Origin of the sequence: Cytobacillus firmus DS1, assembly GCF_000565285.1 — a bacterium.
Taxonomy (GTDB): domain Bacteria; phylum Bacillota; class Bacilli; order Bacillales; family Cytobacillaceae; genus Cytobacillus; species Cytobacillus firmus_A.
In genome coordinates this window covers 114,339-129,926 of record NZ_APVL01000006.1, presented here as the reverse complement: position 1 = coordinate 129,926, position 15,588 = coordinate 114,339, and the positions used below count along the sequence as shown (strand labels likewise).

18 protein-coding genes are annotated in these 15,588 nt (G+C 43.2%); 15 read left to right on the top strand and 3 right to left on the bottom strand.

What is annotated here, in order from left to right:
• Window positions 1-10 precede the first annotated feature (10 nt).
• The 9 genes from cysI (at window position 11) to PBF_RS09680 (ending at window position 6,556) form a co-directional block, all read left to right on the top strand.
• Window positions 11-1,732, top strand: coding sequence for an assimilatory sulfite reductase (NADPH) hemoprotein subunit (cysI, locus tag PBF_RS09715; RefSeq protein ID WP_035329516.1), 1,722 nt, complete (start codon window positions 11-13; stop codon window positions 1,730-1,732).
• A gap of 294 nt (window positions 1,733-2,026) precedes the next feature.
• Complete coding sequence (locus tag PBF_RS09710; protein WP_035329515.1) at window positions 2,027-3,187, top strand: pyridoxal-phosphate-dependent aminotransferase family protein; 1,161 nt, start codon at window positions 2,027-2,029, stop codon at window positions 3,185-3,187.
• Window positions 3,188-3,201: 14 nt separating this feature from the next.
• Window positions 3,202-3,675: a GyrI-like domain-containing protein gene (locus PBF_RS09705; RefSeq protein ID WP_035329514.1), complete on the top strand. Its 474-nt coding sequence runs from the start codon at window positions 3,202-3,204 to the stop codon at window positions 3,673-3,675.
• A gap of 61 nt (window positions 3,676-3,736) precedes the next feature.
• Window positions 3,737-4,255: a DinB family protein gene (locus tag PBF_RS09700; protein WP_035329513.1), complete on the top strand. Its 519-nt coding sequence runs from the start codon at window positions 3,737-3,739 to the stop codon at window positions 4,253-4,255.
• Window positions 4,256-4,348: 93 nt separating this feature from the next.
• Window positions 4,349-4,501, top strand: coding sequence for a hypothetical protein (locus PBF_RS26125; RefSeq protein WP_160169255.1), 153 nt, complete (start codon window positions 4,349-4,351; stop codon window positions 4,499-4,501).
• 68 nt (window positions 4,502-4,569) lie between these two features.
• A complete protein-coding gene (locus PBF_RS09695) occupies window positions 4,570-4,749 on the top strand; it encodes a hypothetical protein (RefSeq protein WP_035329512.1) in 180 nt (59 codons plus the stop codon).
• 15 nt (window positions 4,750-4,764) lie between these two features.
• Window positions 4,765-5,223 carry a GNAT family N-acetyltransferase gene (locus tag PBF_RS09690; protein ID WP_035329511.1) on the top strand — a complete coding sequence of 153 codons (459 nt, stop codon included), beginning with the start codon at window positions 4,765-4,767 and terminating at the stop codon, window positions 5,221-5,223.
• 11 nt (window positions 5,224-5,234) lie between these two features.
• Entirely contained in the window at window positions 5,235-5,981 is a 747-nt protein-coding gene (locus PBF_RS09685) for a class I SAM-dependent methyltransferase (RefSeq protein ID WP_035329510.1), read from the top strand.
• 17 nt (window positions 5,982-5,998) lie between these two features.
• Window positions 5,999-6,556: a GNAT family N-acetyltransferase gene (locus PBF_RS09680; protein ID WP_035329509.1), complete on the top strand. Its 558-nt coding sequence runs from the start codon at window positions 5,999-6,001 to the stop codon at window positions 6,554-6,556.
• A 52-nt stretch (window positions 6,557-6,608) separates the two neighbouring features.
• On the opposite strand, the gene PBF_RS26440 is transcribed toward PBF_RS09680, so the two are convergent.
• Window positions 6,609-6,749 (bottom strand): hypothetical protein, encoded by a 141-nt coding sequence (locus tag PBF_RS26440; protein WP_169799759.1) that lies wholly within the window; start codon window positions 6,747-6,749, stop codon window positions 6,609-6,611.
• A 67-nt stretch (window positions 6,750-6,816) separates the two neighbouring features.
• Between PBF_RS26440 and PBF_RS09675 the strand changes: the two genes are divergently transcribed.
• The 3 genes from PBF_RS09675 to PBF_RS09665 all read left to right on the top strand — a co-directional run bounded on the left by PBF_RS09675 (window position 6,817) and on the right by PBF_RS09665 (window position 9,506).
• The gene (locus PBF_RS09675; protein ID WP_035329508.1) at window positions 6,817-7,380 is read left to right on the top strand and encodes a histidine phosphatase family protein; all 564 of its coding nucleotides are present in this window, start codon (window positions 6,817-6,819) and stop codon (window positions 7,378-7,380) included.
• A 15-nt stretch (window positions 7,381-7,395) separates the two neighbouring features.
• Complete coding sequence (locus tag PBF_RS09670) at window positions 7,396-8,421, top strand: DUF2332 domain-containing protein (protein WP_035329507.1); 1,026 nt, start codon at window positions 7,396-7,398, stop codon at window positions 8,419-8,421.
• Window positions 8,422-8,555: 134 nt separating this feature from the next.
• On the top strand, window positions 8,556-9,506 hold the full coding sequence (locus tag PBF_RS09665; protein ID WP_035329506.1) for a rhodanese-related sulfurtransferase: 951 nt from the start codon (window positions 8,556-8,558) through the stop codon (window positions 9,504-9,506).
• A 76-nt stretch (window positions 9,507-9,582) separates the two neighbouring features.
• Here PBF_RS09665 and PBF_RS26120 read toward each other — a convergent pair whose 3' ends face one another.
• A complete protein-coding gene (locus PBF_RS26120) occupies window positions 9,583-9,750 on the bottom strand; it encodes a hypothetical protein (RefSeq protein WP_160169254.1) in 168 nt (55 codons plus the stop codon).
• Window positions 9,751-9,849: 99 nt separating this feature from the next.
• Here PBF_RS26120 and PBF_RS09660 point away from each other — a divergent pair, with 99 nt between their 5' ends.
• From PBF_RS09660 to PBF_RS09650, 3 genes are all read left to right on the top strand, one after another.
• Window positions 9,850-10,314, top strand: coding sequence for a hypothetical protein (locus tag PBF_RS09660; protein ID WP_035329505.1), 465 nt, complete (start codon window positions 9,850-9,852; stop codon window positions 10,312-10,314).
• A 113-nt stretch (window positions 10,315-10,427) separates the two neighbouring features.
• A complete protein-coding gene (locus tag PBF_RS09655; protein ID WP_035329504.1) occupies window positions 10,428-13,640 on the top strand; it encodes a DEAD/DEAH box helicase in 3,213 nt (1,070 codons plus the stop codon).
• A gap of 731 nt (window positions 13,641-14,371) precedes the next feature.
• The gene (locus PBF_RS09650; RefSeq protein WP_035329503.1) at window positions 14,372-14,815 is read left to right on the top strand and encodes a GyrI-like domain-containing protein; all 444 of its coding nucleotides are present in this window, start codon (window positions 14,372-14,374) and stop codon (window positions 14,813-14,815) included.
• Window positions 14,816-14,844: 29 nt separating this feature from the next.
• Here PBF_RS09650 and PBF_RS09645 read toward each other — a convergent pair whose 3' ends face one another.
• Window positions 14,845-15,471, bottom strand: a complete 627-nt coding sequence (locus PBF_RS09645) for a metal-dependent hydrolase (RefSeq protein WP_035329502.1) — start codon at window positions 15,469-15,471, stop codon at window positions 14,845-14,847.
• Window positions 15,472-15,588: the final 117 nt, after the last annotated feature.

Sequence of the window (15,588 nt, the reverse complement as noted above, 5' to 3'; positions counted from 1 at the left end):
GTTTTTCAGCATGGTAAACCCAAATTTAAAAGCACCGGACGGCCCTCCGAGTGATGTTGAGGGAATTAAGGATCGAAGCAACTATTTGCGCGGAACGCTGGCGGAAGTCATGCAGGACCGGATCAGCGCGGGAATCCCGGATGATGATAACCGGTTAATGAAGCACCACGGCAGCTATCTGCAGGATGACCGGGATCTCCGGAATGAACGCCAGAGGCAGAAGCTTGAACCGGCTTATCAGTTTATGCTCCGCCTGCGTCTTCCCGGAGGGGTCGCAACACCCGAGCAATGGCTTGTCGTGGATGACTTGGCTGAGAAGTATGGCAACGGCACACTCAAATTAACAACACGCCAGACCTTTCAAATGCATGGAATCCTGAAATGGAATATGAAAAAGACAATCCAGGGCATTCATTCGACGATGCTTGATACGATAGCGGCATGCGGAGATGTGAACCGGAATGTCATGTGCATCTCCAATCCTGATCAATCTGAAATTCATGAGGAAGTGTATGAGCTGGCGAAGATGCTAAGTAACGATCTTCTTCCCCGCACACGTGCCTATCATGAAATATGGCTGGATGAAGAAAAAGTAGCCGGCTCTCCAGAAGTGGATGAAGAGATTGAGCCGATGTATGGCCCGCTTTATTTGCCTAGGAAATTCAAGATTGGGATCGCTGTACCGCCTTCCAATGATATAGATGTCTTTTCACAGGATCTCGGCTTTATAGCGATAGTTGAAGATGGCAAACTGGCTGGCTTTAACGTGGCAATTGGCGGCGGAATGGGCTTCTCACATGGAGATAAAGCCACATACCCTCAGCTTTCGAAGGTAATCGGCTTTGTGACGGCAGATAAAATCTACGAAGTGGCTGAAAAGACTATTACGATTCAGCGAGACTACGGAAATCGTTCTGTCCGGAAAAATGCACGATTTAAATATACGGTTGACCGCCTTGGACTGGAGACAGTTATTGAAGAGCTGGAAAACCGCTTAGGCTGGAAGCTGGAGGAAGCACGCGGATTTAAGTTTGATTCCAACGGTGACCGCTACGGATGGGTAAAGGGTGTCCGCGGAAAATGGCATTTTACTATGTTCATAGAAGGAGGCCGTGTGGCAGACTTCGAAGATTATAAGCTGAAAACAGCATTGCGGGAGATCGCCAAGGTTCATAAAGGCGATTTCAGGCTGACGGCCAATCAGAACCTGATTATCGGCAGTGTGGCTGACGAAGATAAAGCTGTGATTGAGTCGCTGATTGAAAAATATGGCTTAACAGACGGCAGCCGCTACAGTGCACTGCGCCGCGGATCCATGGCCTGTGTTGCCCTGCCGACCTGCGGTTTGGCGATGGCTGAGGCTGAACGCTATCTGCCGGGATTGATCGATAAAATTGATGAAATCGCCGATGTGGCGGGCTTGCGGAATGAAGAAATCACGATCCGCATGACCGGCTGCCCGAACGGCTGTGCGCGTCACGCACTCGGAGAAATCGGCTTTATCGGCAAGGCGGTCGGCAAGTACAATATGTATCTCGGGGCATCCTTTGACGGAAGCCGCCTCAGCAAAATGTACCGCGAAAATATCGGGGAAGAAGAAATCCTGAACGAGCTGCGCGTCATCCTGCCGCGCTACGCCCGTGAACGTCAGGAAGGCGAGCATTTTGGCGACTTCGTGATCCGGGCGGGTATTATAGAAGCGACAACGGACGGGACTAATTTTCATAATTGAGGTTGAGGAAAGATGGGGCTGGTGCCCTGTCTTTTTTTGCTCAAGTGCGATAAACAATCCAAACAAGATTAATATAGATTGGAGTGAAAAAATGATTGTAAAACGGCGTGATATTCCTCTTGTGATTCTCCAGCAGCTACTACACGACTACTCAACTCTATGGAACTACCCCACACCGGAGTATATAAGAACAGAAAATATGAATTAACATTAATTGATGATAAGAATAAAGGTTTTTAAAATAAAATGTCGAAACATTTAGATATCTATATATCAACCAAAGGAGGATTTATCATGCCAAACGAGGAAATGCTTTTGATCCCGGGACCTACGCCTGTTGTGGATTCGATATATGAGGCTATGTCACAGGAAACAAGGGGGCATACAGATCCGAGATTTGCAGCTGTTTATAAGAGTGCGATAGAGAAAACGAGGGAGATGCTGAAGACAGATGGTGAGGTGTTTGTGATCTCCGGCTCCGGTACGATTGCGATGGAAATGGCTCTGGTGAACACGGTAGCAGCAGGAGAACGGCTATTGATTATAAGCCAGGGCTTTTTCGGTGATCGTTTCCTGCAATTAGCCAAGGCGTTCGGAATCCAGGCAGATATTATTCAATCCGAATGGGGGAAGCAGGTGGACCCCGCCGCTGTTGAGGAAAAGCTTGCATCACGTTCTTATAAAGCGGTGACGATAACCCATGCTGATACATCAACAGGTGTTGCGGCTGACCTGGATTCCCTGGTGCCTATCACTAAAGAGCATGGGGCACTGGTTATTCTGGATGGAGTCTGTGCGACGGCGGCGATGGAAGAGGATATGAGCAAGTCTTATGGCAAAGGGAAAATTGATGTCGTTTTAACAGGCTCACAGAAAGCGATCGGTGTGCCGCCAGGACTCGCTGTTGTGGCATTCAATGAGACAGCATTGGCTGCCCGTGAACAAATGGAACGGGTTCCTGCCTATTATTGCGATATTTATAATTGGATTCCTATTATGAATGATCCACAAAAATACTTTGCTACACCTCCAGTGAATCTGATTTATGCCTATGATGAGGGAATGAGACTGGTGTTAGCGGAGGGAATGGAACATCGCTATAAGCGCCATGAAGCATTTGGAAAAGCTGTGAGGGCAGCACTTGCTGAATATGGTATGAAGGCAATTGCCGACGAAAATGCCGCTGCAGCAACTCTCAGCTGTATCCTTTACCCTGAAGGGATGGATGATGCTGAATTCCGGGCATCTCTGGCGAAAAAAGGTGTCATTGTTGCCGGAGCCCTGGCTCATCTGGCAGGAAAAGCATTCCGAATCGGCCATATGGGAAATTCGACTGAAGAGATGCTTGAAAGGGCCATTGTGCTGATCGGTGAAACAATGAACGAGATGGGCTTTGACACAGATATCCAAAAAGCAGCTGAGAGGTTTAGAGAACTGGCATTGCTCATTGCTTAATAAGGAGGGAAAGGATGTCTGAATTGATTATGCGGGCTGCTGAGACAGAACGCGGAAGTTTGAGACTAGTAGGGATCCGCGTCTTATGCCCGCCGGATCAGTACCCAGCTGAAATTCCGCGGGCGATTAATTTATTAACGGAACGCCTTACCGAAATTAAGGGAGCTGTAAATCCAGATCGGCTTGTTGGTGCTTTTAAAGTGGAGGAAGACTCTCCTGATGAGGACGGCTATTGGATTGGCATTGAGGTGGATGAATTTATCAGTGTTCCTGATGGAATGTTCTCATTAGAAATTCCACCCCAAAAATATGCTTCTATCCGGCACAAAGGACCTAATGTTGAGATTGGAAATTCCTATAGGGAATTGCACATCTGGATTGAAGAAAAGGGATACAAACGGCTGAAAAATGAGTGGCACCTAGAAATCCATTATAGCTGGGAGAATATTGAGGATTTAGATATTGAGCTGCTGGATTCGATAGCATAATGTTAAAGACTGCCTTCCCGGCAGTCTTTTCCCTGAAAAAATAGGAATGGAGAATTTATAAGTGATCGATTATCGAATTAAACATGTGAAGGGCTACGATGAAAAAATAGGAGAGCTTGTGTCAATGCTTGAACATGCCAGGTCTGTGACGCTTAAAGATGTTGCTGGCTTGACACAGAATGAGCTGGATTTTCTTCCCGATGAAAACAGTAATTCAATAGGGTCACTTTTGAAGCATATTGCTTTTGTTGAATATGTTCACCAAATCATTACTTTTGAAAATAGAGATCTTAACGATGAAGAATACTCAAAATGGGCCGCGGCGTATGAATTGGGTGAGAAAGCAAGGAATGAAATTAATCATAATCCTCTAGAATTTTACTTGGAGGAACTATCATCAATTAGAGAGACAACGTTAAACCTTTTAGCATCTAAACAGGATAGCTGGCTATATGAAGAAGGAAAGTGGAACAATGGAGTCCCTTTCAACAACTATTGGTTCTGGTATCACGTTATGGAGGATGAAATCAGCCATCGGGGGCAAATCCGGGTGTTAAAAAGACAGCTGGCAGCTCAGTGATGATAAGATAACTGCCTGCTTTTTTCCAAAAATCTGAAACTAAAGGTCCAATAGTTCGTATATAAGGTAAAACATTTAAAGGCGGTTTAATGGGTGAAAAAAGTGAATTGGGGTTTTTCAGGAAGCGGAATGGCCTATGGTCTGTCGCTGGGGTTAGTTTTTGGAATGCTTTTTGAAAATTGGGCTTTGGGCATTGCCATGGGAGTTGCCATTGGGGCATCGTTTGGATCCTCAGAAAAGAAGTAAAGGAGGATCTGCCTTGATTAAAAACTATCGGCTTTTATGACAGATATTTATTTGAAGAGGATGTAAAGATGCTTTCACTGATGAACAGCGGTGAAACTGCTAACGTTAAATTGCTCCCTAACGAGGTAAAGCTCATCCGTATTGAGAAAGAGATCGATGTGTCGCAAATCAAAAGCCATGTTGAAAATGGAGAGGCCGCTTATGTAAGCATCATTATTCATGATGGTGAGAAAAACAGGAAATTGTAAGAGGGGCTGAGACTAATGACCATTAAGTTAAAACCCGTCACAAGAGACAACTGGGAAGAAGCCATACAGATGAAGGTAAAAGAATGGCAGCGTGAGTTCGTTCCCTCAGCGGCTGTTTCACTTGCCAAGGTTTATATTAAACCAGATGGGGATGCAGTAGAGTATATTCCATTCTCAATCTACGACAATGATAAAATGGTTGGTTTCATCATGCATGCCTATGAGCCGGATACAATTAATATGTATTGGATAAACGGTTTTTTTATTGATCAGAAGTATCAGGGCAGGGGCTATGGCCGTGCAGCATTAGCCGTGATGATCAGCTGGATAAAATCTAAAGTTCCAAAATGCGAGGAAATCCGCTTAACGGTTCATAAAGAAAATCAACACGCAAGGATACTTTATAAAAACTTCGGATTTTCCCCCACTGGAGAGAAATGGGGAGAGGAAGAGGTTTACTATTTTTCAGTATAAAGGAGTTATTTATGATTAATGAAACACTGGAAATAAATAAGAAAAGCTGGGATGAAGCGGCTAAAAGGTTTTATGGTCGCAATCCGCTGCCTGAATATGGACCATTGGCGCCAACTGAAGATGACCTTCACTTGTTTGGAGATGTGAGCAGTTTAAAAATGCTGGAGATTGGCTGCGGCAGCGGGCATTCCCTAAAATATTTGGATCAGCGTGGAGCGGGTGAGTTATGGGGATTGGATTTATCGTCCCGACAAATCGATGCTGCCAAGGAACTTTTGAAAAATTCCTCGTCAAAAGTAAAGCTGGTTGAATCCCCGATGGAACAAAATCCCGGAATCCCTGCTGATTATTTCGATGCCGTTTTTTCCATTTATGCGATTGGCTGGACCACGAATTTAGAAGAGACGCTGAAAAATGTTCATTACTATCTTAAATCAGGCGGGATGTTTATTTTCAGCTGGGAGCATCCCTTATATAACCGGATTAAAGCTGAAAATGGAGTATTAACTATGGATAAATCCTATCATGAAGAAGGCCCTTATCAGCACATTGCATGGAACCTGCCTGCCATTATGCAGCAATATAAATTAAGTACATATATCAATCTATTAATTGAAAACGGGTTTGCGGTTGAAAGGGTAATTGAAGATGTAAGTCTTACTGAGGATGATGTTCAGCGGCATGCCAATCGATGGTATTCCTATGAAAAGGCAAGAGCTGTACCCGCTGCTTTTATTATTAAATGCAGAAAGCTATAACCAATGGAGATGAAAAAATGAACGAAGAAATCATGATTGATTGCGGTGAAGTAATCCTCAGGGAATACCGGATGGAGGACGTCCAGGCACTCCATGAAATTACTTCCCAGCCGGAAGTTTATGAGTTTATTCAAGGTGCACAGGCTACGCTTGAGCAGCGGGTGAACTGGATGAAGAATTATGAAATTCCGGCCAATGAAAAATTCAAGTCTTCAATGCCAGATCTGAAAGATGCCGGATTTTTGAATTTGGGAATTATTCTAAAGGAAACTGGTGAGTTTATAGGCTTTTGCAATACAGGAATAAAGGATGAATTGCCGGAACCGAACAGGGAAATTGGCTATGCCATATCAAAGCACTGCCGGAATAAAGGCTATTCCACCCTTGCTGCAAAAGGGCTAGTAGGTTTTCTTTTTGAAAAAACGGCTCTTGAAACACTAAATGCTGTTGCATTAACCAGCAACGCCAGTTCCAATAAAGTTCTGCAAAAATGCGGCTTCAAGCTTGCTGGCGAAATAAAAATAGATGGAGAACAGTTTTTCCATTACATCATGAGAAAAATGGATTGGGTCTAAATAATTTTCAAAGACACCCGCCATTCAATATGAGGGTGTCCCGTTATTTTGGTTATAGATCAGATTTAGGATTTGTATTAAATGTCCCGTTTTTATTTTCCTGTTCATGTCCGCGCACCTGGTCTCCGCCATTTCCCTTTTCGTGCACCTTTTTTCCGCCGAGCTTTACGTTTGGATATTCTTGTTCCCGCATGGTCTTCACCTCCATGTTAATTAAATTATCCATAAAGGATAAAATATATAAATTTTGGGGTTTTTAAATGGAAATAACACTTATCAGACATGGCAGGTCAGCACAAATTGAAAATCACCGCATGAACAGCAAGGAATACAAAAAATGGGTTGAAACGTATGACCATTTAGGGATACTTGAGGGTGAGAGCTGCTCTATGGATGCAATCGAAAAAGGGGCCACCACATCAATTTTACTCACAAGTGATTTAAGAAGGGCAATCGAGTCAGCCAGAACCCTTAACCCTTCAGCAGAGATACAATCTGATCCGATATTCAGGGAAATGGAATTGCCGGTCCCTGACATTAAATTTCCGGGCGTGAGATTAAAGCCAAATACATGGGCTGTATTTTTAAGATTACTTTGGATCTGCGGCTATTCACATGGCTGTGAATCATACAGTGAGGCAAAGAAACGGGCAAAACGGGCTTCATTAAAGTTAACTTCTTTTGCGAGGGAACATCAGCATGCCGTTCTCATAGGGCACGGATTTTTCAACCTCTATATTGCAAAAGAACTTCAAAAATCCGGATGGACCGGGAAGAGAAGAACTGGTTCAAAGCATTGGAATGCAGTCACTTACATGATATAACGGGGGCGCTGGAGAATGGTAAAGCCGAATTTATCATCGGTATTCAAGACTTTCGGACAATATGAATGCCGCGGTTCGAGTAATCTTTATGAATTTTTATCTTATAAAATTGCCGAGGATGAGGAGTTGCTGGGTTTGGCATCAGAAGCTAGAGACGGCCAGCCTGTGCCGAATTTGTTTTTTGGAGCCATTCATTATCTGCTGTTAAAAGGGAAAGAGCATGAGCTTAAGGAATTCTATCTAAGTATAGTGGAGGATCCAAGAAACCCTCAGGATTCCTTTCAAAGCTTTAAAGATTTCTGCATGCTGTATTCACAAGAAATTAAAGAGATAGTCAAAACAAGAATAGTTCAGACGAATGAAGTAAGGCGCTGTGCTTACCTGTACCCTGTATTCGCTTATATTTACCAGCAAACCAAAAAGCCGCTGGCCCTGATTGAGATAGGGACTAGCGCCGGCCTGCAGCTTCTTTGGGATCAGTACAGCTACTCTTATGGAACAGGAGAAACATACGGGAATCCAAACGCGAACGTTCATTTATCCTCTGAAATCAAGGGGGGCAAAGTCCCCATTTTTCCTGAAAAAATGCCGCCGGTTGCTTCAAGAATTGGCATTGATCTTCATATAAATGACTTGAATATCGGGGAAGATTTTTTGTGGCTGAAATCACTTATCTGGCCTGAACATGAGGAGAGAAGAACTCTATTCAAAAAAGCTGCCCAATGTGTTAGGGAAAACCCAATCTCCCTTATAGAAGGAGATGGTGTTGAGCTTTTGCCAAGTTTGATTGAAGGTATACCTGAAGAACATTCAATCTGTGTATTCCACACACACGTGGCCAATCAAATGCCGCCAGAAGTAAAAGAGAATCTGCTTGCAACAATAAAAGCAAGCGGACGCATGAGGGATGTCTTTCATCTTTATAATAATATCCAGGACCGGAATCTGCATCTTGATTATTATTTATATGCCGCAGAATACAAGAAACTGGCCGGTCAAACAGAAGGGCATGGAAAGTGGTTTACATGGGAATTGAATTAGATTCCATTAATCTTTCGCTCTCCGAAAATTTTGAAACTTGACATCATCTGTTATACTTATCTAGGTAAGTATATATTGTTTTAACCTATTAACAGATATATCTTGCAAATATTAAGTGATAGGTGGAAATACAAATGAGTCAAAAACCGTACAGAGTATTGCTTTACTACATGTATGTTCCTATTGAGGACCCTGAAGAGTTCGCAAGGGAGCATAAAGCATTCTGCAATGAGCTGGGCCTTAAAGGGCGTATTCTTGTTGCGAATGAAGGAATTAATGGGACTGTATCCGGACCAGTGGAACAGACCGACCACTATATGGAAGTGATGAAGCAGGATCCGCGCTTTGCGGAGATGGTTTTCAAAATAGATGAAGCAGATGGACATGCATTTCCTAAGATGAAGGTTCGTGCACGCCCTGAGCTTGTAACACTTCGCCTTGAAGACGATGTGAACCCGAACGAGATTACTGGCAAATACCTTGAGCCAAAAGAGTTCTACGAAAGACTTCAGGATGAAGACACGATTGTGCTGGATGCACGAAATGATTATGAATATGATCTTGGACACTTCAGAGGAGCGATAAGGCCGGATATTGAAAACTTCCGCGATCTGCCAAACTGGGTCCGTGAAAATAAAGAATTGCTTGGCGATAAAAAGATCATTACGTATTGCACAGGCGGCATCCGCTGTGAAAAGTTCTCCGGCTGGCTTGTAAAAGAAGGCTTTGAAGATGTAGCCCAGCTTCATGGAGGAATTGTCACATATGGAAAAGACCCAGAGGTACAGGGTCAGCTCTGGGATGGCCAGCTTTATGTTTTCGATGATCGCATTGGCGTACCGGTTAACCAAAAGGAGCATGTAATCGTAGGTAAGGACTACTTCACAGGCGAGCCTTGTGAACGCTACGTCAACTGTGCAAATCCTGCCTGCAATAAAAAAATCCTTTGCTCTGAAGAAAACGAGCATAAATATATGCGCAGCTGTTCTGATGAATGCCGCACACATCCCCGGAACCGTTATATTGCTGAGCACGGCCTTTCAGAGGCAGAAGTGGAAGAAAGATTAGAGAAAGTTAAAGCTTAAAATATTTGAGCAGATTTCCTTTTAGAGATCTGCTCTTTTTCATTTTCAGCCCGTTATTCTGACTGATAACTTTTTGTTAAAGCCGCCTTTCCCACCTTTTGATTGTTTCGGTCATAGCATGTTTGTTCTGTTCAAACTGCTTAGCCCTTTGGCCATTTGCACTTGATGGATGGGGGAAGCCAAATAATATGGTATGCCGCCGCTGAATAGCAGGAAGAAACATTGTAAGCAATAAACGCTCCATTAAATTCTCCTTTTAATCACAGTTAGTATGATTAATGTTACCAAATCAAGAATAAAAAAAGCCATTTAAGAGACATTAACAAATAAAAAGGATTTTGCTATGATTGGACTGCTGGTAGCCACCATTCTTTTTAATTTCATTGCCTTTAAAACAAATAAGCGTTTGACGAAAAATCAAATTCTACATATATGGACATTTACAATATCCTTTCAGCTGATATTTGATGTTGTGGTTGAGTTTAAATATGGAGGATATTGGTATTTTGACAGGGAGCCTAATTGGTTAGGGCTGCTTGCGCACGTTGCGCTGGTGCCCCCGGTGAATATGATGTTTCTGAACTGGTATCCATTTAAAGGAGATCTTATTAAACGATTTTCTTATATCTTTTTTTGGGTAGTGGCCATTTTGCTGTATGAAGTCATCGCCTTATTGCCGGAACCATGGGGCTATTTTCACTATGGCTGGTGGAGATTATGGCATGCGGCAATACTTGACCCATGCCTTCTTCTATTAGTGGTAATATTTTATAAATGGATTATCAGGCTGGAAAGTGAACTAAAATAATTGATGATTCAAAAAGGGGGGATATGCTCCCCCTTTTTGTGTTGCATAAAATGAATTTCGGCAGATGACTATGATACAATTTTGGTATAGATTTTCCCGGAAGGAGAACATTTGTGGATATTAAATTGACTCACAAAATGATAAAAGAATTGTGCGGTACTGTCTCCTTCAAAAGAGGGGACGCGTTTTTCAGGAATCATAAAGTAACGATAAATAAATACAATGGTGATATTTGTGAAGCAACCGTTTCTGCCGGTGAAGATTTTTATGTTGAAGTAGAGAAAACTTCAAGTAATGGGTACAAAATTACATGCAGCTGTCCCAAGCTTGCATCATTTGATAAAGAGTGCCAGCATGCCGCGGCTGTACTGCTGGCAATTCATGATATGCAGCAATATAAGTTGCCAGCCCTATCAGCTGGAAGCCTTGATGCTTCTCCGGAACAAGCATTAACAGATAGCCTCATGACACTATTCAGTGAACAGCCGGGAAGGTCAAGCGGGCACCAGCTTCATTTTGAAAACAGGCAAGTGCTCCAGCCTGAGTTCACCTGTGTGCCTGTTCATTTGGGAAAAGGGCATTATCTGTTTGCCATTAAAATTTCCATCGGCCCAATTGCTGTCCTGGATATCCGTCAATTTCTCCATTCAGTTAAAGTGGGGAGTCCAAGCCTATTATCACTTTCTTTTTCCTATGATCCCGCCCTGCATTGTTTCCCTCCTGAAGCGGATTCCGTCCTTCAGCAGCTGATACAGGTAATACACGATGAATCTATCTATATCAATGCTTTAATGGATGATTTTGATTATACAGCATCGAAGCATATGCTTTTAATCCCTCCATCATCATGGGAACGGCTGAAGCCTGTTTTGGTGTTTGCTGAAAAAGTAAAGCTTGAAATAACAGGAAAAACATTTGATCGGATGACTTTTTCAGAGGACCGGCTGCCATTGCGATTTGAATTGGCCGAAAGAAATGATAAATATTATTTACATGTTAAAGGACTGGACAGGATGCTGATCCTGGATTCGTATAGTGCGGTTCTATCCGGCGGCAAATTCATCACGCTCAAGAAAGATGACTGTAAGCGACTGTACGATTTAACACAAATGCTGGAGGCAACCGGAAAAAATGAAATTCCGATAGCTGCTGAACAAATGGAGTTGTTTCTGGAAAAAGTGGTTCCTGGATTGAGAAAACTGGGGGATGTCCGTATCTCTGAAGACATGTCACATAGATTTATGAAAACTCCTTTGACTGCCAAGCTGTACCTGGATCGTCTGCGGAACCGGTTTCTGGCAGGAATTGAATTTCATTACGAAAATATTGTAATCAATCCGCTGGAGAGCAGAGAGCCGAAGGGCGGAACGCGGATTATTAGAGATGTGGCACTAGAGGATGCAATCCTTCAGCTTATGGAGGAAAGCTCTTTTGCCAAGACGGATGGAGGCTATTTTCTGCAGAATGAAGAACTGGAATATGAATTCCTTTATCATGTTGTCCCTAAACTGCAGAAACTGGTGCAAATATATGCGACTACGGCTGTCAGAAACCGGATTTTTAGGGAGAATGCCAAACCGCAGATACGGATAAAAATGAAAAAAGAGCGGACCAATTGGCTGGAATTCAAGTTTGAATTGACCGGCATAGCTGACCAGGAGATACGGGATGTATTATTTGCACTTGAGGAGAAACGAAAATTCTATCGCCTGAAAAATGGCGCGCTCCTTTCTTTGGAAACACGGGAATTTGAGGAAATCCAGCGTTTTCTAAAAGCTGTGCCAGAGCAGGCAGAGGATCTGGAAAGCGGTTTGAACATGCCGATTGTATCTGGTCTTAGAATGCTGGATGCATCTGGTGATCAGGAAGTGTTCTGTCATGAGGAATCTTTTAGGACATTTTTGGCGGAGCTTGAGAATCCGTCATGCCTGCAGATTTCTGTGCCGGAAAAAATGGATTCTATTTTAAGGGAATACCAAAAAAGTGGTTTTAAATGGTTAAAGACAATGGCGCATTATGGTTTTGGCGGGATTTTGGCAGATGATATGGGACTCGGGAAGACACTGCAAAGCATTGCTTTTATTCAGTCTGAGCTTAAGGATATTCGGGAAAGTACCCGCCCTGCCCTTATTGTGTGCCCATCATCTTTGACGTACAACTGGTTAAGCGAACTGACAAAGTTCACACCGGACATCGAGGCAATTGTCATCGACGGAAATCAAAATGAACGAGCCATGCTGCAGAAGGATTTATCTGGTGTTGATGTGGTGATTACTTCCTATCCACTGGTACTTAAAGATATTAAATGGTATGAGATGCAGCAATTTCACACGGTATTTTTCGACGAAGCACAGGTATTTAAAAATCCGGTCACCCAAACAGCGAGAGCAGTAAAGAAAATCAAAGCAAAATATCGGTTTGCATTGACAGGCACACCCGTTGAAAACTCAGCAGAAGAGCTGTGGTCTATTTTTCATGTTGTCTTCCCTGAATTGTTTGGCGGGTTAAAGGATTACGGTAATTTAACACGGAAGACGATTGCCAGAAGGGTTCGTCCCTTCATGCTCAGGAGGCTGAAAGTAGATGTTCTTTCAGAGCTGCCTGAAAAGATGGAGCTTATTGATTCTGCTGAATTGCTGCCGGATCAGAAGAAGCTTTATGCAGCTTACCTGGCAAAACTGAGAGAAGATACCTTAAAGCATTTAAATAAAGATACACTCAGAAAAAACCGCATAAGAATCCTAGCTGGTTTGACACGGCTCCGTCAAATTTGCTGCCACCCTGCTTTATTTGTGGATGGATATAAAGGGAGTTCAGCAAAATTTGAACAGCTCAAGAGAATTATCGAAGAATCCAGATTGTCTGGAAGAAGAGTACTTATTTTTTCGCAGTTCACTAAAATGCTTGATCTTATTGGCCGAGAACTTGCCCTTCTGGATCTGCCGTTTTTCTACCTTGATGGACAGACACCTTCCGCGGAAAGGGTGGAAATCTGCCGCCGATTTAATGAGGGAGAGCGCGATTTTTTCCTGATTTCATTGAAGGCAGGCGGTACGGGTCTAAATTTGACTGGTGCAGATACAGTCATCTTATATGATTTGTGGTGGAACCCCGCCGTTGAGGAACAGGCAGCCGATCGGGCTCATCGCATAGGACAGAAAAATACCGTCCAGGTAATAAAATTATTGTCAAGAGGCACCATCGAAGAGAAGATGAATGAACTTCAGGATAAAAAGAAGTACCTGATCGAAGAAATCATCGATTCAAATGAAAGTGCAGCAGGAAGCCTGACGGAAGAAGATATACGGGAGATATTGATGATTTAGCATGGGGCAGCAGTGGACTTGAAAGGGGGTATTGGTGGTTGTTGAGTAGGAGGTGGCTTGGGTTGAGACTAAAAAAAGGGAAATGATGGTTCAGGTCTCGGAAGTTTGCTTGGGTTCTGACTCAACATTGGAAAGAGCCTGGTCGCTGTGTCCGAAGTTGCTCCGGGTTCGGACACAAAACCAGAAAAACCAGGTCGCTGTGTCCGAAGTTGCTTCAGGTTCAGACTCAAAAAGACATACGAAAGTTTGCAGAGTCCGAAGATACCCCTTGCCTGTCACTAAAATAATGAACTCGTGTAGTTAAGAGACGCGTCCCACCAGGCGCGTCTTTTCTAAAAAGATAAGAAAGTATAAAACTTTGAACGTCGATTACTGTCTAGCGCAAGCAGCCTACCCCCTCGAGGTCACAAGCCTGTCCAGTTGCGGCTCTTAGGGACTCGGGGTCATAAGCCGTTTCCTTTCAGAAGGAAAAACACCTTCTTACAGGAACCGTCTTATACCTGAGGCCCGCAGGACGAGGAAGGCTTCGTCACCATAATCATCGCACGACCAAAAGCGAAAGCTTTTGGGAGGATGGGGGACATGCAGACGTTGCCACAGGACGTCGCGTTCTTAGTCTGCGTTCATTCGTGGGCAAGGCGCTTGCGCTTTTCTCATGCAAAAGAATAAAGGAGGATTTTCCCATCTCTTAGAGAATTTCATATGAATAAAAGTTTGGGGGGATTCCTAATATGTGCAATGTGGTATCAAAAGATTTCAAAGCGGTTGTCATAAGAAACAGGGGTTTATTTAAGGATTATGCCCAATTGGTGCCTGAAGCAGCTCAGGCTTTTTTAAAGCAGGGACATCTTGTTCAAAATAGCAGCGGTTTAGAAGTGGCCTTTTATGAACCTAAGAGAGGGGAAGACCACTTAGAGGGTACCTTTTTTACCGGGTATTTAGTTCATGAAAAAGCAGAAATGCTGCCAAATGGGATGGAGTATATAGATGCGGTGCAAACTTATGCATCAATCAGAGGAAAGACTTCTGAAGTGGGTGATTTGCATTCGCGGCTTAACCGTTGGCTCAGTGAGAATAACCGCCAGCAGTCTACTGATCAGTATATTATTGAAGTTTTTTATCCCGCTCCAAATGAGGAGGAAGAGGCAGAAGTTTTTATTCCAATCAAAGATTAAACCGCTCAAAAACTTGAGCGGCTGCTGTCTTAAATCTCTTTCGATGAAAGGGGAAGAAAAAGCTTTACCCCTCTTTTATTGAAGGGCAGGATTTTCAAATCGGCAATCAAATGGCTTATGTAACCGGCAAGGCAAGTATAATAGACTCCTTCTATACCAAGGGACATTTCAAATCTTGAAGAAATGAATGCGAAAAAAATAACCCCCAGCAGGGAATGAGTATAACTGCGGTGGGAAACAAAGGAAGCTATCAATATATAGATCCCAAATAATATGAGCCAAAGCTCCTGCAGGGAGATTCCTCCTGCCAGGACGCCAATTCCCGTTATGGTCAGCATATGCTTTTGCCTGATTTTCGCCGAAATGGCTGTCATTCCGATTCCAATGGCCATTCCAAGCCATTTCTCTTTTTGGGAGCCCTCATAAAAACTATAAATAATCATTAAAATTCCAATGATTTGGGCAACTGTCTGAACGATTTCATGTGATAGGGTCAGCCGGCCGCGTAGTTTTCCATCAATATCGAGATCAGGGATTAATCCTGAAACACTTCCGAGGCCGACTAATAATAGTGTTGTGGAAGGGCTGGCATGAACAGTGTTCGCTATCACGTATCCTGCTGCTGCTCCAATTGCTGCATGGGCGGTACCATTCAAAATTATTTCCACCTTTTATGAGATATTTGCATTTTTTCATGCATTCTTATATTATATCAAAACATTTGTTCTGTTTGGCGGTTAATAGATTAAAATCTTCCCGCAGTTCATGGTATA